This is a genomic window from Micrococcus sp. HMSC31B01, from assembly GCF_001816085.1.
Classification (GTDB): domain Bacteria; phylum Actinomycetota; class Actinomycetes; order Actinomycetales; family Micrococcaceae; genus Micrococcus; species Micrococcus luteus.
In genome coordinates this window covers 1-16961 of record NZ_KV824977.1, presented here as the reverse complement: position 1 = coordinate 16961, position 16961 = coordinate 1, and the positions used below count along the sequence as shown (strand labels likewise).

Sequence of the window (16961 nt, the reverse complement as noted above, 5' to 3'; positions counted from 1 at the left end):
CAACAACGTCATGCCCTCCTACATCTAGTGACTCGACACGACCCGTGGCGCGTGCGAGGCGTATCCAGGTGCAGTCGATTCAGATGTGAATCTGAGGGGCAGTGCCAATTACAACGTAGACTCATGACAGCGGTAGAAAAGCCCCGTCAGATGCCACTCGCGAAAGCTAAGTGGCTGGAACCCAGCCAATCCCGTAGGCAGGAGTGCTCCGTGAGCGAATCAGCCCCGTCTCGTGAGTCGCCCCCCGAGGGCGTGGACCGAGTCACCATCGTCATCCCGACTTTTAACGACGACCCGGAGCATCTTCGAACTTCGGTGGATTCAGCGGTGGTTCAGACATGGGGCAACCTGGAGGTCATAGTCGTCGACGATGGATCCACGCGCGAGGACACCAGGCGAGCCCTGGCACAACTGCCGGCCGAGGTCCGCGTAATTCGCCAGCCCAACGGAGGTGTCGGGTCGGCGAGGAACACGGGAATCGCCGCGGCATCGGGGGACATCATCGTCTGCTTGGACGCTGACGATCGGATCGACCCTCACTACGTCGCTGAGGCGGTCCGCACTTTGGGGCAGACGGGCACAGTGGTGGCATTCCCATTCTGCGTCACTTTTGGTGCCGTGGCTGGAGAGCAGCCGACCGCGCCTGAAGTAGATGCGGTCGATGCCTTGCGGGGGTCGGGCATCTTCCCCCCGTCAGCGTTCCGGAAGTCTCGCTGGGAGGAGATCGGGGGGTTCTATACGGGCGACCCTGCCGCTCAGGAGGACTGGGAATTCTGGACCCGCATGCTCCGCGACGGTGGCTTCGCGCGCCGGGTTCCCTCGGCCGTCTTCCACTGGAGGATCCGCGAAAATTCTCGGAGTTCAATCGTGCATCTGGCCGCCACGCGTGCGGCGGTGGTGGAGGCCAACCACGGACACGAGGCCAAGATGCTCGCCATTGCTCTCAAAGCCCTCGACGAGGCACAGGCGAAGCTCGAGGTACAGAAGGCCGAGCTGGCCGTGTGGGGCCGGCGTACGGCTCCGGCGAGGGCGCTTGTTTCCCGGGCTCGTTGCGTGGGATCGAGAATCCGCACCCTGGTGGGCGGACGGCGATGAGCCACCCAGGTAGCGATCATCGCCCGTCCCAGAGCGAGAACCCGAGCGGGCGATTCTCGGTAGTCATCCCCACTCTTCAGCGGTCCGATGACCTCGATGCGATCGTGAAACAGTGCGCCGCGCACCCCTTGGTGTTTGAAGTTCTGGTTATCAACAACTCGCCGCGTCCTCTTGTGTGGGAGTCTGCGAAGGTCCGCGTCCTGCAGCAGGAACGCAACATCTACGTCAACCCAGCATGGAACCTCGGTGCCAGGGAAGCGCGGGGGGAATTCTTGGCTATCGTGAACGACGACGTGCGCTTCGATGACCTAGCCTTCGATCTCGCCGCGCGCGGGCTCCGCTGGTTTGGTGTAGTGGGCCCGGATCGTTCCTGTTTTTCCTTGGGCCGTTTGAAACATCCACGGTTGCGACTGGCCCGCCGGTCCACGACGCTCTTCGGCTTCGGGACGTTTATGTGCATGCGGCGGGACAACTACCACCCTATTCCGGAGGAGATGCGCATCTGGGGCGGGGATGACTGGCTGATCCTGCAGCAGGGAAAACCTCCGGGAGCGCTCGTTGGTGTCCCGTTCGCCACCGAAATGGGGACCACTACGCAGTCCCCGGAAGCGCAACAGCTACGCACCGAAGAGCAAGCAGTCGCCGACCGCATCCTGCCGGATTTAGAGGGGACTCGGTGGTGGCATCGGTGGTTGCGCGGTGTGGAAATTCTGCGTGAGGCCCGTCATCGCCTAGCTGGGCTCACGCGTCGTTAACGCCGAAAGTCGGAGAGGTAGTATCCGTGATACTGACACCGTTAAAGAAGGCAAAGCACACCGCATACCTTTTAACAAAAAGCGGTAACCGGGCCGCTCGTGCGGCCCGATTCGTAGGTTTAGACGCTGCTGCTCGAATGGCGACTGTTATCCCGCGCACTCGATCGTATGACTTTGACCGAAGCCGCTACCGGCGATCCTTCTTGAACCGGGTTGCGATCGAGCCGGGCGGCCCCTCGGAGTTGCCGTCCCGCGTGTTCGTGATCTGGGCCGGAGAGAACCCGATGACGCCCAACCGGATACGCAACTTCGAAAGGCTTCGCAGCGTTATCGGACTACCCGTGGAGCTGGTGACACCTCAAACAATCCACCGATGGATCGTGGACGGCCACCCGCTGCACTCCGCGTATGAACATCTCTCGCTGGTGCATCGATCTGATTATCTGCGCGCGTACCTGATGCATCATCACGGTGGCGGATATTGCGACCTCAAAGCGCCACTCCACTCTTGGGCCCCGGTCTTAGGAGCCATGCAACCGGACCGGTCGACATGGGTCACCGGATTTCAGGAATTGTCGTCCGCCGCAGTGACACGTCTCCCGGGTCGGCTTGGGCTGGACCTGGCCCTCAATCACCGAAGCTTGGTGGGAACGAGCGCGTTCCTCGTGCGGTCTCACACTCCTCTTACTGCAGAGTGGCTAGCGGAGGTCGAACGACGCCTGGATTATTTCGAGCCCCAGGCAGTGGAATATCCGGGAGGTATCCGAGGAGAAGTGGTCGGCTACCCGGTGTCCTGGACGGACATTTTAGGGAAGGTCTTCCAGCCCCTTCAATTGAAGTACCTCGACCACATCCGCGTCGATGATCGGTTACTCCTCGAGTTCGAGAACTACCAGTAAGTTGCCGCCACGAGCCCGTCGCGAGGTCAGTGCTGACCAGAGCGGAGCAAGTCGATCAGGTACGCGCCGTACCCTGACTTCACGAGCGGCTCTGCGCGCTCGCGCAGCTCGTCGTCGGTGAGAAGGCCCTGCCGCCAGGCGACCTCCTCGGGGGAGCCGACCTTGAGGCCCTGACGGGACTCGATGGTGCGGATGAAGTTGGACGCATCGTTCAGGTCGTGGAAGGTGCCGGTGTCCAGCCATGCGGTGCCGCGGGGGAGGACCTCTACGTTCAGGGTGCCGCGTTCCAGATAGGCGCGGTTCACATCGGTGATCTCGAGTTCGCCGCGCGCCGACGGCTTGAGGCCCTTCGCGATCTCGACGACGTCGTTGTCGTAGAAGTAGAGGCCTGGCACCGCATAGTTGCTCTTGGGCTCTTTAGGCTTTTCCTCAAGTGAGATGGCCTTGCCGGCGTCGTCGAACTCCACCACGCCGTAGGCGCTGGGGTCCGCCACCCAGTAGCCGAACACGGTGGCTCCGTCGACCTGGGTGTGTCGGCGTAGCTGCTGGCCCATGCCGGGGCCGTAGAAGATGTTGTCCCCCAGGACGAGCGCCACGTGGTCGCCCCCGATGTGTTTCTCGCCCAGGAGGAAGGCCTGTGCGAGGCCGTCCGGGGAGGGTTGCTGGACGTAGCTCAGCGAGATCCCGAACTGTGAGCCGTCGCCCAGGAGCCGCTGGAACTGCTGCGCGTCGTGCGGGGTGGTGATCACCAGGATGTCGCTGATCCCCGCCAAGATCAGCGTGGAGAGCGGGTAGTAGATCATCGGCTTGTCATACACCGGCACGAGCTGCTTCGAGATGCCGTGCGTGATGGGGTGCAACCGGGAGCCGGTGCCGCCGGCCAGGATGATGCCCTTCATGGGGTCGAGTCTAGGGGGTGGGAGCCGTCGTGCACGGCCACCCCCCCCCGACACGAGGGGCGTGCGGGAGCCCTCATCCGCGTGCCGTCTTCCGGAGCCTCCGCTCACCGGCGTGGCGGGGCCACTCTGCCCGAGGCTTCAGTTTCCCGACGTCCCGAGGCGGCGAGCGCTGCGGGCACCAGGCCCACGATCGCGGGCAGGACGTGCCTCCACATCTCGAGACCGTCGAACATCCAGAGGGCGGCGGCGTATCCGAGGAGGGCCACTGTGAACACCGCACGGAACGCCCACCTGCGCCCCGGCCACAGCAGGCGAACCACGGCGCCGATCATGAGAGCCCACATTGCTGCGTTCATTGCGTGGACAGCCGGCCACCACCAGGTGCGGGCCACCCCCCTGAGGGCCAGCCAGTGGGGATCACCTAGTGCATCCCCGGCCCAGGCGGCGAGGAGCCATGGTCCGGAGACCATCTCCCGCACCGTGGGGACGAGATTGTCCGTCAGTTCGGTCTGCCACGGCACGCCACCGCTCTCAAGCCAGGCGACCGTGTCCGGACAGGTGCTGGACCACAGAGGGCCCAGGCCCGGGATGCCCCGGGGGACGTCTGCGTCCAGCAGGCAGGCCGGGGCTTGGCGAGCCTCGGCAAGGGCTGCGTAGCCGTCGACATGTGACCGGCTCACGAAGCGATCCGCCGCGCGGACCCCTTCCATGGTGGTGTGGACCGGCAGCCAGTCGTAGGTGATGGGTGCTCTGTTGAACATGACACTCTGGACGATCGCGAAGGCGACGAGGAACGAGACGCCCACGAATGCCCCTACGGGGCGGGGGGTGCCCCTGCGGGCGATGACCGCCAGGATCAGGACCACCGCGATCAGGGGGACGGTCAAGGGCCGGGTGAGGAGTCCCAGCGCGGCGCCGACCAACATGGGGAGAGCATTTACATTGTCTCCCTTGACCCAATGCACGGCACCTGCGGCGAAAAGCGCGACTCCCGCCAGGGTGAGAGCCTCCGTGATGGCCCTGTTGTCCCACACGAGCCACCACGGGGAGAGCGTGAACAGCGCGGCGGCTCCGAAGACCCAACGGGGCAGATCCCGGGTAGCGACGATGCAGGCCCATCCCCAGATGAGTGCGGCTGCGAAGGCCTGCAAGGCGATGGCGATGTTGAGGGGCAGAAGGTGAAGAAGCTGCAGGAGCTGGCCGGGGCCCTGTCCGAGGTCGAAGCGCATCGTCGCCCATGGATCGGTAGGGTTCCGATAGCGCTGGGAGTCGGGAGACACGATGGGCGCCCGGAAGGTGGCCCATGCTGCCCGCGCGAGTGCCAAGCCAACGATGACACCCCACTGCCACTTCGCGCCGGCTGAGTCCTTCATATCCTTCAGCCTAGCGTGAGACCATCAGAACCCGTGGAGAGTCTTTGCGGTCTTATCCAGCCACTGGCCCCTCCGCTGGGCCTCCGTCGGAAGGAATCGCAGGCAGCACCCGAACAGGGGGGGAGCCGAGGATGCGGTAGCGGAGATGCCCTTCCACCAGGCCGACGGCCCAGCCCCATTCGGAGGCGTCATGCAGGGAAGCGCTTCCCCGTGCCACTCGGGCACCGGCCGGGAGGGTGCGGGCCAGGCGGCGAACTGCCCCGGAGAAGCTGACTGCTGTTGATTCAGCGATGTGTGGATGATGCGCCCACAGCTGGATGGACGTGCGCGCGTAGTTACGGCGTTGGCGGACAGCACCCGCCGGCGTGGGCCGTTGGACGTAATCGAGACGCGCCCCGGGAACGAGGCGAGCTGTCCACCCGGCCTCGGCCGCACGCCATGCGAAGTCCGCTTCGTCGTGGCCGCCAATGAACGACTCGTCAAAACCGCCGACCGCATCGAACACCTCGCGCGTGAGGCCCATGTTGCCTCCGAGCGCGTAGGCGGGGCCACCGAAGATTTCAGTCAGCCCGAGGTCGGGACCGATCCGCTCACCTGACTGATCTACGGGAACGGCGACGCCTCCGGCCAGCCCATCGGTCACAAGAGCGACCCGAAAGGCGTCCACCCAGCCGGGATGGACACGGTCGTCGGCGTCGCAGATCAGAATGGTTCGATGCCGGGCCGCTAGGACCCCGCAGTTGCGTGCGTGGTTCACTCCCGGCTTGTCCATGGCAGGTACCCCCCGTAGGCGGGGGTCCTGCTCCGCTAGAGCGCGCAGGAGTTCCGCTGTCCCGTCGGTGGACCGGTTGTCCACGAGGACGACCTCATCCTCCGGACCCAGCTGGGGGACCAGCGCCTCTAGCTGATGGGGGAGGTCATTCTCGACGTTGTAGCAAGGGATGACGACGCTGACCGTCGGCAGAGGGGAGGAATTCATCGGTACACCTCGAAGAGTCGTCGGCGGAAAGCGATGGGGCCATACTGGTCGGCGACGTGAGAAGCTCCCGCCCGCGCTGCCTGGTCGGCGGCGCCGACATCGGCCAGAAGGGAGAGCGTCGCCTCGCCGAATCTAGCAGGATCGTCTGCGACGACGGTCCCTTCCGTGGGTTCGATGCCCTCGTGCCCCACGGACGTCGTCACGGTCGGGATCCCCCGGATCATCGCTTCCACGACCTTGAACTTCACTCCCGCTCCCAGGCGCAATGGTGCGATCACCGCAGTGCAGTCGCGATACAGAGCGTCAAGATCCTCCACGAATCCGGGTGTCTCGACGCCGCACGCGTTCAGATGGGCGGCCAGTGCATCCGGGATCCCCCCGCCGGCCACCACGACCCGCGCGTCCGGTCGGGAGCGACGCACGCCGGGGAGCACTTGGTCTGTGAACCAGCGCACGGCGTCCTGGTTCTCCCACCGGGCCATGTAACCGACGAAGAGCAGCGTCGGGGGTCGGCTCGAGCCTGCGTCGCATGCGGGACGGAGGTCGCCGGGGATGGGCGGCGGGATCACGTGGACGCGTGCCTGGCCCCGCCCGTACGGGAGCAGGTCGCGGTCCTTCTCGCTGAGCACGATCACGTCGTCCGCGTACCGAAGGATCCGGCGCTCCGCTGCCCGGGCCGTCGCGGCCCGCGCCGACCAGGCGGCACGGCGGGCGGCAGAAGGGAGGCTGCGGGCATGGCGGTTGAAGCGCTGGGACAGCACGTCATGGAGCGTGACGACCACCTGGGCTTGAGGGGCGAGGTGGCGCAGGGCGGGTGCGAGGAGGCCGGACTCCTCCCACTGGAGATCGATGATGTCCGCTGTGGTGAGCAGGTCCCGATGGCTCCGCAGGACCGCGTGGCTGACGGGAGGCTGGAGGCGGGCCGCCGTGCGGAGGCGGTCAGCCCCGTTCGGAGTCCGATCCTCCCGCGCCAGCAGATGGTCGACGTCGACTCCGCGCGCGATAGCGCGACGGTTGGCCCCCCCGTCTCGGGATATGACCGTGACCGGCCCTCGCGTCGCGAGCGTATTGACGACCTCGAGGGCCAGCTTCTCCCCGGCCGATTCCTGGGCTCCGCTCGCGGGGACGATCGGGGAGATCATGACTGCTCGGCGGCCAGGAGGTCCCGCCGTCGCGCCGCCTCTCACGCGGACTCCTCGAGCCCGAGCCCGATCAGGGTGTCCGGCTCTCGGCGGAGAAGCCGATATCGCACCCATCCCTCGCTCAGGCCGGCGGCGGTCGCGGCGCGCGTGAGGGCGCCGTCGACGTCCCGCTCGGTCAGGCCGAGGGCCATGCGGGTGAGCCCTCCGAAGCTGCGCGCCAGCTCGCCCATCGGGGGTCGGCGGAGTTCCGCCGTCTCGCTCCATGCGCCGCGAGCTGCCACGGCCTGGGCCAACGCCGACCCAGCGCGGAAGCGCTTCTTCTGCCGGGTGCGTCCGGGTCCCGGCACGCAGCACAGGATGCTCATGGCTCCGTAGTCCATGATCGTGTATCCCGCGTGGGTGAGGCGATACGCGAGGTCGTTGTCCTCCGCGCCGCGGACCAATGCCGCGTCGAACCCGCGCACGCGGAGGATCGCTTCCCGTCGCGCCACGAAATTCCCTCCTAACAGGGCCGGCCCCATGGATCCGCTGCCGGCTGGCGCGGGAGGGACGGGACCCGTGCCGGCGACGAGGATCTCCAGAAGGCGTCCGTAGTCCAGCCCATCCAGCTCGTCGTCGGTGCGGAGGACCACGCCGCCGCTCACTACGGCATGGTCCTTCAGGACCTCGACGGCGCGGCGCACCCAATGCGGATGGACGAGATCGTCGTCGTCTACGAATCCCACCAGCGGGGCAGTCGTCGATGCCAGCCCTCGGTTGCGGGCATACGCGGCACCGGGGTGCTCGTCGGCCTTGATGATCCGCATAGGGTGACGGAATGGGCCTGCGGCGGCCAGACGATCCGGAAGATCCTCGTTGCCACCGTTGTCGCAGAGCACCACCTCGAAGGCGGGTGGGTCCACCTGTTCGTTCAACGCTCGAAGTTGCAGGTCGAGCCGGGGCCCACTGCGATGGCACGGAATGATGACGGTGAGCTCTGGAACAGTCATGGCCCCTTCCTGGGTCTGTCCGCGGCGCAGGGTGGCGTTCTGGGCCTGCATGGAACTCTACTTCCTGGGCAACGCGCAGGTCAGGCGGGCGCCCCTGCCACGTCTGTAACCTGACCCCATGCACCTCCTCGTCACCGGCGGCGCCGGGTTCATCGGTTCGAACTTCGTCCACCACGTCGTCCGCGAGACCGGGCACGACGTCGTCGTCCTGGACAAGCTGACCTACGCCGGCAATCGGGACAACCTCGCTGGCCTGCCGGAGGACCGCGTCACTCTCGAGGTGGGGGACATCTGCGACGCGGCCCTGGTGGACCGTCTGGTCGCCGAGTCGGACGCCGTCGTGCACTATGCGGCGGAGTCCCACAACGACAATTCGCTGAACGATCCCTCGCCGTTCATCCAGACGAACATCGTCGGAACCTTCGTCCTCCTCGAGGCGGTTCGCAAGCACGGCAAGCGGTTCCACCACGTGTCCACGGACGAGGTCTACGGCGACCTCGAGCTCGACGACCCGGCGAAGTTCACCGAGACCACCCCGTACAACCCCTCCAGTCCCTACTCGGCCTCGAAGGCCGGCTCGGACCACCTGGTGCGCGCCTGGGTGCGCTCCTTCGGCGTGCAGGCCACGCTGAGCAACTGCTCCAACAACTACGGCCCGTACCAGCACATCGAGAAGTTCATCCCGCGCCAGATCACCAACCTGATCGACGGCGTCCGCCCCCGCCTCTACGGCCAGGGCGTCAACGTCCGGGACTGGATCCACACGGAGGACCACTCCTCGGCCGTGCTGCGGATCCTCGAGCGCGGCGAGATCGGCCGCACGTACCTGATCGGCTCGGACGGCGAGAGGAACAACAGGGAGATCGTGGAGATCCTCCTCGAGCTCTTCGACCGCCCCGCGGACGACTACGACCTCGTCGCCGACCGCCCGGGCCACGACCTGCGCTACGCGATCGACAACACCGCCCTGCGCACCGAGCTCGGCTGGGAGCCGCAGTTCACGGACATCCGCGCCGGTCTGGCGGACACGGTCCGCTGGTACCGCGAGAACGAGGCCTGGTGGCGCCCGGCCAAGGCCGCCGTCGAGGCCACCTACCGCGCCCAGGGCCAGTGAGGGGGCACCGCTGATGCGCATCACCGAGACCGCCATCCCCGGCCTGCTCGTCCTCGACCTCGACGTCCACGGGGACAACCGCGGCTGGTTCAAGGAGAACTGGCAGCGGGAGAAGATCCGCGCCCTCGCCGCCGAGCACCCCCGCTTGGCCTCGCTCGCCCCGGTGCAGAACAACATCTCCTTCAACGACGCCGTCGGCACCACCCGCGGCATCCACGCCGAACCCTGGGACAAGTACGTGGCCGTCGCCCACGGCCGGATCTTCGGCGCCTGGGTGGACCTGCGCGAAGGGCCGTCCTTCGGCGCCGTCGCCACCGTGGAGCTCGGCCCGGAGAAGGCCGTCTTCGTGCCGCGCGGGGTGGGCAACTCCTACCAGACGCTCGAGCCGGACACGGCCTACACCTACCTGGTGAACGACCACTGGTCCGCCGACGCGCAGGGCCAGTACACGTTCCTCAACCTCGCGGACCCGACGGCGGCCATCGCCTGGCCCATCCCGCTCGAGGACGCCGAGCTCTCGGACAAGGACCGCGCCCACCCGATGCTCGCGGACGTCACCCCCATGCCGCCCGCCCCGATCCTCGTGCTCGGCGCCGGCGGCCAGCTCGGCCGCGCCCTCGTGGCCCGCGCCGAGGCCGCGGGGATCCCGGTCGAGGCCCACGGCAGGGACACGTGGGACATGACCGATCCGGCCTCGTGGCCGCGGGAGCACTTCCGCGGCCTGCGCGCCGTGGTCAACGCGTCCGCCATGACCGCGGTGGACGCCGCCGAGACGCCCGAGGGCCGGGCCCAGGCCTGGGCCGTCAACGCGACCGCCGTCGCCGAGCTCGCCCGCCGCTGCGCCGAGGCCGGCGTCCCCCTGGCCCACGTCTCGACCGACTACGTGTTCGACGGCGCCCTCCCCGTGGGGCAGGAGCACCCGGTGGACCACCCGCTTGCGCCGCTGGGCGTCTACGGCCAATCGAAGGCCGCCGGCGAGGCCGCGGTGCGCACCGTGCCGCGGCACTGGATCGTCCGCACCTCCTGGGTGATCGGGGAGGGGAAGAACTTCGTGGCCACCATGGCCTCCCTCGCCGAGCGCGGGATCGACCCGGCCGTCGTCGACGACCAGCACGGCCGCCTCACCTTCGCCGACGACCTCGCCGACGCCCTGCTGCACCTGGTCACCACGGACGCGCCCACGGGCACGTTCCACATGACCAACAGCGGCGACGTGGTCACCTGGCACGACGTCGCCCGGTGGGTCTTCGAGGACACCGGCCACGACGCCGGGCGCGTCTCCGCCACGACCACCGCCGCGTACATGGCCGGAAAGGAGGGCGTGGCCCCGCGGCCGACCAACAGCGCCCTCGACCTCGGGCCCCTGGCGGCCGTCGGCTACACCGCCCCGGATCAGCGCGAACGCCTGCGGACGTACCTGAGGCGCTGACCGCGTCTCGCACGACGAAGCCCCCGCCGGCTTCGGCGGGGGCTTCGTGCGTGGGGGCGATCAGCTGCGCGTGCGGGCCTTGCGGCGTGAACGCCGCCCCTTCCTCGCGGACGAGCCGACGCTCGAGAGGTACTTCTCGTAGGACTTGTGGTACGTGCTCTCGTACCCGTAGCCATAGGAGTAGCCGCCGCCGCGCTGGGAGCGCGCGACGCCGTTCATGACGACGCCCAGCAGATGCGCGTCCACCGCGGCGAGATTCTCCACAGCCGCCTCCAGGTGGTCCTTGCGGGTCCGCCCCTGACGCACCACGAGCACAGTCCCGTCCACGGCCGTGGCCAGGAGGGAGCCGTCCGTGACGGGCAGCAGGGGAGGGGAGTCGACGATGACGAAGAAGTCCTCCGATGCCAGCTTCAGCAGGGCCCGCATGCGCTTCGAGCCCAGCAGCTCCGACGGGTTCGGGGGCGTCCGGCCGGCGGGGAGCAGCGTGAGGTTCGGGATTCCGGTGGCCGCGAGGGCGTCGTCCGGCTGCACCTCACCGGCCAGCACCTCGGCCAGGCCCACGTCGCCCGCCACCTGGAAGAGGTCGTGCTGCCGGGGCCGCCGCAGGTCGGCGTCCACCACGAGGACCCGTTCGCCGGCCAGGGCCAGGGCGCGGGCCAGGTTCGATGCGACGGTCGACTTGCCCTCGGAGGGGTCCGCGCTCGTGAACGAGACGACGCGCGGCGGCTCGTCGACGGAGACGAACTTGAGGTTGGTGCGCAGCGCCCGGATGGCCTCGCCGGCCCGGGGGTCGAGGTCCATGGCCTCCTCGCCCGTGCGGGTCAGGGACTCGTTCTCCGGGACGGCGCCGATCACGCCTGCGCCGGTGATCTCCTTCACGTCGGCGCGGCTGCGCACCTTCACGTCGAGGAGACGACGGAGCACGGCGATGGCGAGCCCGGCACCCAGTCCGGCCACGACGCCCACGAGGACGTTGCGCCGGGTGTCAGGGCTCACGGGGGCAGAGGGCACGCGGGCATCGGACAGCGGCACGACCTCCAGCGGGCTGTTCTTGTCCACGTCCGCCGCCACGTCCGCCGTCGCCTGCAGGGCGCTGTTCGCCAGCTGCGCGGCGGTCTCGGGATCCGTCGAGGTGGCGGTCACCTTGATCATGCTGGACTCGGGGACGAGCACCGCGGAGAGCGAGCCGTCGCCGTCCTGCCCCGTGTCCTGTGCCACGCGTTCACGCACGGCCTCGCTGTTGATCAGGGCGACGTAGGCCTGAGCCCGGCTCTCGGCGGGCAGGTTGCTGGTGATGAGGCTCTGATCTGCAGCCCGGGCGGCGAGGAACCCCTGAGATTCGGACGCGTAGATCCGGGGCTGCAGTGCGGAGTAGCCCCAACCCAACAGACCCCCCACGAGGGCTGCTGCCAGGAGCAGCAGGAGGTTGGCGCGCAGGAGGCGGAAGAAGTCGACGATCGTCACGGGGCACCTCGGGGGTCATGGACGGGGATGCACGGGCCGTTGTGGCCAGGAAACGCACAGGTCCACGGTACCAACACCCACCGTGCGCTCTGAGGCCCCGAGGACGAGGCCCGCCACCGCGCTACGCTGAGCCGAGTATTGCCCGGCGTCCACGAAAGGTTCCGCACCATGCGCCCGAGCACGCCCCGTGACCGGACGGCTGCCCGCGCCATGGGGGCCGTCGCGCCACCCGAGGCCCGGCCTGCCAGGCGTCACGCCTCACTCGGCCTCGTCCCGGACGGTCAGGCCGCGTGGACCCGCTCCCCGTGGAACCCCTTGGTCACGCCGGCCTCACCGCGGCTGTTCGAGGCCGTGCTGGCCATCGGCCTGGTGATGGATGCGTTCACCGCTCCCGGCCTGCCGATCCCGTTCGCGGAGTTCTCCGCCATCCTTCTGCTGCTCCTCGCCTCATTCCGGCAGCCCCGCCGGGACCTGTCCCACTACGGCGTGCTGGCCCTCGTCGCACTGGCCCTGGTGGCGTATCTCGTCGCGGTGACCGTGCACAACGACCTCGACCCCACGCGTCGCGCCACGAGGATCACGCTCCTGATCCTGCTGATCTACGCCATCGCCAGCGAGAGGATCGACATCAAGGGCGTCCTCTACGGGATGACGGCCGGCGCACTGATCAACGTGCCCCTCTTCTACGCGGGCCTGGTCCCGGACGCCTACGGGGGCTACCTCACCGGCTTCCTCGGGGACAAGAACGTCTCCGGCCTCTTCTATGCGCTCCTGCCGGTGCTGCTCGTGGCCACCATGCAACGCATGGGCCCGAAACTCCTCGTGCTGGGTGCCGGCTCCGTCTTGACCTTCCTCACCGGCTCGCGGACCTCGATGGCCGCGTTGCTCTGCGCGGTCGTGTGGATCCTCGTGAGCCCCTACCTGGGGCGGGTCCTGCGTATCGCACTGGGGGTCGTCATGGGTTGGTTCGTCAGCTGGGCCGAGGAGAACCTGGCCGACCTCGGCATCTTCGGAGACCGCACGGGCACGGACTGGTTCCGGGCGCAGATCCAGGCGGCGTCCGTGGAGAAGGTGGCGGAGACGTCCTTCTTCGGCCAGGGCCTCTCCACGGCATTCGTGGACCTGGACCACGTGTCCATGTTCTTCCACAACTCCTACCTGGGTCTCCTGGTCGAGGGCGGCTGGCCGTTCCTGGTCGTGGTGGTCGGCGCCTACCTCTGGCTGTGCCTGCGGCCCTTCGCCCGGACGCACCGCTCGCCTTCCCGTGTCGCCGTCGAAGCGGCCGCCCTCATCATCCTCGTGGCCTCGCTCCAGCTGGGGGAGGTGTTCATCACGATCTTCGGCGCCATTGTGCTCGGTTGCGGACTCCTGCTGAGCGCCCAGGAGGACGAGGAGGACCATGGCGCCCCCGCGAAGGACCGGGCCCACCGCCGCAAGCTGGACCGCATCATCGAGCGGTCCCGACTCGCGGGCCGCTGAACGCGTCGAGCACCACCGGTGCTATCCTGTCCGGGTTGCCCAGGCGAGGGAGCGTGCGCTCCGTGATCGACGAGGCCGCCGCCGCGCGTCAGCATGCTGACCCGCTGCGGCACTGAAGCCCCCTCCTGGCCGCATCCCGCGCCGCCCCCGGCTGCGCGGCCGAGACCCCCACAGGAGGACGCATCATGTCTGACCAGCTCAAGATCAAGGTCACCCGCCGCACCGACTTCGGCAAGGGCGCCGCCCGCCAGGCCCGCCGCGCCGGCCTGATCCCCGCCGTCGTCTACGGCCACGGCCAGGAGCCCGTGCACCTGCTGCTGCCGGCCCAGGAGACCACCCTGGCCGTCCGCAACCCCAACGCCCTGCTCACCGTCGTGAACGAGGCCGGCGAGGAGCACCTGGTCCTGCCCAAGGACATCCAGCGCCACGCCATCAAGGACACCGTGGACCACCTGGACCTCATCGCGGTCCGTCGCGGCGAGAAGGTCATCGTCGAGGTCACCGTGCAGGTCGAGGGCGAGGTCGCCCCCGGCAACGAGTACGTGCTGGACTACGTCACCGTGCCGGTCGAGGCCGAGGCCACCGACCTGCCCGAGGCCGTCACCATCTCCATCGAGGGCCGCGAGGCCGGCGACCATGTGTACGCCACGGACGTGCAGGTCCCCGCCGGCGCCACGCTGCAGCTCGAGGACGACATCGCCATCGCCACCGTCAACGAGGTCCTCGAGCAGGACCTCGGCGACGAGTCCGTGCAGGAGGAGCAGGCCGCCGAGTCTGCCGAGGGCGAGTCCGAGGGCTCCGAGGACTGATCACGCCATGACGACGGGGACCACGCTCATCGTCGGGCTCGGCAATCCCGGGCCCGAGTACGAGCGCACCCGTCACAACGTCGGCCAGATGGTGGCGGATGAGCTCGCCTCCCGCATGGGGGTCGGGTTCACCCGCCACCGGGCCGGCGCCGTGGTGGCCACGGGTCGCCTCGGCATCGGGGGACCGCGGGTCGTGCTCGCGAAGTCCACCGGCTACATGAACGTCTCCGGACGCCCCGTCTCCGCGCTGGCGTCCTTCTACGGGATCGGCCCCGAGGACCTCGTGGTGGTCCATGACGAGCTGGACATCCCGTTCGACACCCTGCGTCTCAAGCGCGGCGGGGGAGAGGGCGGCCACAACGGCCTGAAGTCCATCACCGCCTCGCTCGGCACGAAGGACTACGCCCGCGTGCGCGTCGGCATCGGCCGCCCCCCGGGCCGCATGGACGTGGCCGACTTCGTGCTGCGCCCCTTCACCAAGCCCGAGCAGGACGTCCTGCCGCTGCACGTGGACCGCGCGGCGGACGCCGTCGAGAAGCTCGTCACGGACGGTCTCGAGCCCGCCCAGCAGGCGTTCCACTGACCTCCCGCCCCGCGACATCCTCGACGGGGGCTCAGCCCCACGCTCAGGGGGCCGGGGTCACGGCACGGGCCAGAGCGTCCGCGATGGTCTCCAGGGCGGGATCCATGATCTGGATCATCTCCGCGTACCCCTCCACCGGCCCGCGGAACGGGTCCACGACGTCGAGGGGCTGGGCGGTCGACCGCGCGAGGGCCCGGTGGCGGGCCGCCTCGGCGGCGAAGGCACGCACTCCGCGACCGGCCGGGATCCAGTCCCGCCCGTCCCGCTGGTCCATCGCGCGGACCAGCGCCGCGAGCTCCAGCACGGTGAACACCCGCGCGACGGCCTGCGGCACCTCCCGCAGCGCGAAGCGCATGTGGTCCTGAGCCGCGGCCAACACCAGATCCGCCTCCGCCACCATGAACGGCTGCAACGCGGCGGGACGGTGGCCTTCCAGCCCGGTGACGCCGGCCTCGGCGCCGAGCCGCACGAGCGGCGGCGGCACCGTCAGGGCCTGGTTCGGCTGGGAGCCGGCGCTGCCGACCTCCACCCGGCCGGGGACCAGAGCCGCCAGCCGGCCCTGCAGGGCCCGGCTCGCATAGGCCGAGCGGCACACGTTGCCGGTGCACACGATGAGCACGGCGTCCGGCGAGGGGAGGGCCCGGCGCCCCCGCCGGGCAGGCGGAGCCGAGCTCGACAGCGCCGGGCGACGGGAGAACGAGATCAACCGCGCGCGGCTCCGCCATCACGCTCGAGCCACGAGGACAGCGCCCGGGCCTGGCGATCGACGACCTTGCCGACCATCGGCTCGGCCTTCGCGGCGAGCTTCGAGCCCACCAGCGGGATCCGGCAGACGAGGGTGCCGTCCACGGAGAACTGGGAACCCTCACCGGCGGCGGTCAGGCGGAGGGCGCCGTCCGCCGTCGCCTTGGCGGAGGGCACGGTGATGGTGGTGGTGCCGGCGCGGGAGCCGTCCGCGGCGGGCGCGTCCCAGCGCTCCACCTGCTCCACCTGGAGGGCGGAGCCGATGAGCTTGCGGGCCATGTCCGGGACCCGATCCGGGATACGGTCCGCGGGCAGGGAGCGCACGGCGGTGACGGTCATCGCGCCCTCCGGGGAGCCCTCCACGGAGAACGAGACCAGGGAGCCGCCGAAGGACTCGACCACGGAACGGTGGAAGTCCTCGGACGCCAGGGCGGCTGCCACGGCCGCCGGCGGGTGCGGGATGGACTGCTGAGCGGAAAAGGCCACGGTGTCTCCTCGGGGTCAAGTCGGGCCGCGCCCGGCGGGCCGTGAGAGGGCCTGCACCGGTTCGCCGACGGCGATAGGCGCCCATCCCTCACCTTATATGCTGGCCTCCGCGACCCGGGTCCCGTGCACGGCGCCGGGACCGGCCGCGCGACCCCTCGTGAACCCCCTGGAAGGTGTGTCCGCCATGTCGGCACTCTGGGCCGTGGCCCTCATCATGCTCCTGAGCGGGACGGCGAAGCTCCGTTCCGGCGAGGACGTGCAGGCCACGTTCACCCGACTCAGGGTGCCCCGCCCGTTCGCGGCCCCCGCCCTGGCGCGCGCGTTCCCCTGGCTCGAGCTGCTGCTCGCCGCCGCCCTCCTGCAGCCCTTCACCCTGCTGCGTCCCGTCGTCGGCCTGGTGGCCGTGGCCCTCTTCGCCGCCTTCCTCGCGCTCGTGGTCCGGGCCCAGGACGACGGCGTCTCGTGCGGCTGCTTCGGCGAGGCATCGGCCGCCCCGATCTCCCGCACCACCGTGGTCCGCAACGTCGTCTTCCTGGCCCTCGCCGTCCTGGCCCTGGCCGAGGGGATCGTCTCGCTGACGGTGCACGGCGCGGGCCTGGCCTGGCAGCCGCTCACCGCCTTCGGCGCCGGGGCGTGGGCGTGGGCCCTGCTCGTGTCCGTGCTGCTCGCGACCGCCGCGTTCCTGGCCGGGCGCGAGTCCGTCCCGGCCGCACCCGACGCCG

Annotated in this window: 17 protein-coding genes; 9 read left to right on the top strand and 8 right to left on the bottom strand. The window is 69.2% G+C overall.

The features are described from left to right. The first annotated feature begins 210 nt into the window (after positions 1-210). The 3 genes from HMPREF3105_RS02460 to HMPREF3105_RS13655 all read left to right on the top strand — a co-directional run bounded on the left by HMPREF3105_RS02460 (position 211) and on the right by HMPREF3105_RS13655 (position 2749). Positions 211-1095, top strand: a complete 885-nt coding sequence (locus HMPREF3105_RS02460; RefSeq protein ID WP_168167984.1) for a glycosyltransferase family 2 protein — start codon at positions 211-213, stop codon at positions 1093-1095. Next, positions 1092-1850: a glycosyltransferase family 2 protein gene (locus HMPREF3105_RS02455; protein ID WP_070708701.1), complete on the top strand. Its 759-nt coding sequence runs from the start codon at positions 1092-1094 to the stop codon at positions 1848-1850. The genes HMPREF3105_RS02460 and HMPREF3105_RS02455 overlap by 4 nt, the downstream gene beginning before the upstream one ends. 773 nt (positions 1851-2623) lie before the next feature. Continuing rightward, the gene (locus HMPREF3105_RS13655; RefSeq protein WP_256375200.1) at positions 2624-2749 is read left to right on the top strand and encodes a hypothetical protein; all 126 of its coding nucleotides are present in this window, start codon (positions 2624-2626) and stop codon (positions 2747-2749) included. A 26-nt stretch (positions 2750-2775) separates the two neighbouring features. On the opposite strand, the gene rfbA is transcribed toward HMPREF3105_RS13655, so the two are convergent. From rfbA to HMPREF3105_RS02430, 5 genes are all read right to left on the bottom strand, one after another. Beyond that, on the bottom strand, positions 2776-3648 hold the full coding sequence (rfbA, locus tag HMPREF3105_RS02450; RefSeq protein ID WP_070708700.1) for a glucose-1-phosphate thymidylyltransferase RfbA: 873 nt from the start codon (positions 3646-3648) through the stop codon (positions 2776-2778). A gap of 104 nt (positions 3649-3752) precedes the next feature. After that, positions 3753-5021 (bottom strand): hypothetical protein, encoded by a 1269-nt coding sequence (locus tag HMPREF3105_RS02445; protein ID WP_070708699.1) that lies wholly within the window; start codon positions 5019-5021, stop codon positions 3753-3755. A 52-nt stretch (positions 5022-5073) separates the two neighbouring features. Continuing rightward, positions 5074-6000, bottom strand: a complete 927-nt coding sequence (locus tag HMPREF3105_RS02440) for a glycosyltransferase family 2 protein (RefSeq protein WP_070708698.1) — start codon at positions 5998-6000, stop codon at positions 5074-5076. Continuing rightward, positions 5997-7142, bottom strand: coding sequence for a glycosyltransferase (locus tag HMPREF3105_RS13175; RefSeq protein WP_070708697.1), 1146 nt, complete (start codon positions 7140-7142; stop codon positions 5997-5999). Before HMPREF3105_RS13175 ends, HMPREF3105_RS02440 begins: the two co-directional genes overlap by 4 nt. 41 nt (positions 7143-7183) lie before the next feature. Further along, the gene (locus HMPREF3105_RS02430) at positions 7184-8182 is read right to left on the bottom strand and encodes a glycosyltransferase family 2 protein (RefSeq protein WP_070708696.1); all 999 of its coding nucleotides are present in this window, start codon (positions 8180-8182) and stop codon (positions 7184-7186) included. Between the two features lie 67 nt (positions 8183-8249). Here HMPREF3105_RS02430 and rfbB point away from each other — a divergent pair, with 67 nt between their 5' ends. After that, positions 8250-9245: a dTDP-glucose 4,6-dehydratase gene (rfbB, locus tag HMPREF3105_RS02425; RefSeq protein ID WP_069941659.1), complete on the top strand. Its 996-nt coding sequence runs from the start codon at positions 8250-8252 to the stop codon at positions 9243-9245. A 13-nt stretch (positions 9246-9258) separates the two neighbouring features. After that, a complete protein-coding gene (locus HMPREF3105_RS02420; protein WP_070708695.1) occupies positions 9259-10674 on the top strand; it encodes a sugar nucleotide-binding protein in 1416 nt (471 codons plus the stop codon). Positions 10675-10734: 60 nt separating this feature from the next. Here HMPREF3105_RS02420 and HMPREF3105_RS02415 read toward each other — a convergent pair whose 3' ends face one another. Then, complete coding sequence (locus tag HMPREF3105_RS02415; protein WP_070708694.1) at positions 10735-12138, bottom strand: tyrosine-protein kinase domain-containing protein; 1404 nt, start codon at positions 12136-12138, stop codon at positions 10735-10737. A gap of 315 nt (positions 12139-12453) precedes the next feature. Here HMPREF3105_RS02415 and HMPREF3105_RS02410 point away from each other — a divergent pair, with 315 nt between their 5' ends. From HMPREF3105_RS02410 to pth, 3 genes are all read left to right on the top strand, one after another. Continuing rightward, complete coding sequence (locus tag HMPREF3105_RS02410; protein WP_246830320.1) at positions 12454-13617, top strand: O-antigen ligase family protein; 1164 nt, start codon at positions 12454-12456, stop codon at positions 13615-13617. Positions 13618-13802: 185 nt separating this feature from the next. After that, a complete protein-coding gene (locus tag HMPREF3105_RS02405; protein ID WP_070708693.1) occupies positions 13803-14426 on the top strand; it encodes a 50S ribosomal protein L25/general stress protein Ctc in 624 nt (207 codons plus the stop codon). A gap of 7 nt (positions 14427-14433) precedes the next feature. Beyond that, positions 14434-15009, top strand: coding sequence for an aminoacyl-tRNA hydrolase (gene pth, locus HMPREF3105_RS02400; protein ID WP_010079281.1), 576 nt, complete (start codon positions 14434-14436; stop codon positions 15007-15009). A gap of 43 nt (positions 15010-15052) precedes the next feature. On the opposite strand, the gene HMPREF3105_RS02395 is transcribed toward pth, so the two are convergent. Together HMPREF3105_RS02395 and HMPREF3105_RS02390 are read right to left on the bottom strand one after the other, a co-directional pair. Further along, a complete protein-coding gene (locus HMPREF3105_RS02395; protein ID WP_070708692.1) occupies positions 15053-15628 on the bottom strand; it encodes an arsenate-mycothiol transferase ArsC in 576 nt (191 codons plus the stop codon). A gap of 83 nt (positions 15629-15711) precedes the next feature. Then, positions 15712-16239: a DUF2505 domain-containing protein gene (locus tag HMPREF3105_RS02390; RefSeq protein ID WP_070708691.1), complete on the bottom strand. Its 528-nt coding sequence runs from the start codon at positions 16237-16239 to the stop codon at positions 15712-15714. Positions 16240-16423: 184 nt separating this feature from the next. On the opposite strand from HMPREF3105_RS02390, the gene HMPREF3105_RS02385 reads away from it, so the two are divergent. After that, positions 16424-16961 (top strand): MauE/DoxX family redox-associated membrane protein (locus HMPREF3105_RS02385; RefSeq protein ID WP_305791317.1); only part of this gene is annotated, 538 nt, incomplete at its 3' end.

Coding starts and splice junctions, on each gene's coding strand:
- HMPREF3105_RS02455 (WP_070708701.1), top strand. CDS start 1,092: ATGAGCCACCCAGGTAGCGATCATCGCCCGTCCCAGAGCGAGAACCCG.
- rfbA (WP_070708700.1), bottom strand. CDS start 3,648: ATGAAGGGCATCATCCTGGCCGGCGGCACCGGCTCCCGGTTGCACCCC.
- HMPREF3105_RS02445 (WP_070708699.1), bottom strand. CDS start 5,021: ATGAAGGACTCAGCCGGCGCGAAGTGGCAGTGGGGTGTCATCGTTGGC.
- HMPREF3105_RS02440 (WP_070708698.1), bottom strand. CDS start 6,000: ATGAATTCCTCCCCTCTGCCGACGGTCAGCGTCGTCATCCCTTGCTAC.
- HMPREF3105_RS13175 (WP_070708697.1), bottom strand. CDS start 7,142: ATGATCTCCCCGATCGTCCCCGCGAGCGGAGCCCAGGAATCGGCCGGG.
- HMPREF3105_RS02430 (WP_070708696.1), bottom strand. CDS start 8,182: ATGCAGGCCCAGAACGCCACCCTGCGCCGCGGACAGACCCAGGAAGGG.
- rfbB (WP_069941659.1), top strand. CDS start 8,250: ATGCACCTCCTCGTCACCGGCGGCGCCGGGTTCATCGGTTCGAACTTC.
- HMPREF3105_RS02420 (WP_070708695.1), top strand. CDS start 9,259: ATGCGCATCACCGAGACCGCCATCCCCGGCCTGCTCGTCCTCGACCTC.
- HMPREF3105_RS02405 (WP_070708693.1), top strand. CDS start 13,803: ATGTCTGACCAGCTCAAGATCAAGGTCACCCGCCGCACCGACTTCGGC.
- pth (WP_010079281.1), top strand. CDS start 14,434: ATGACGACGGGGACCACGCTCATCGTCGGGCTCGGCAATCCCGGGCCC.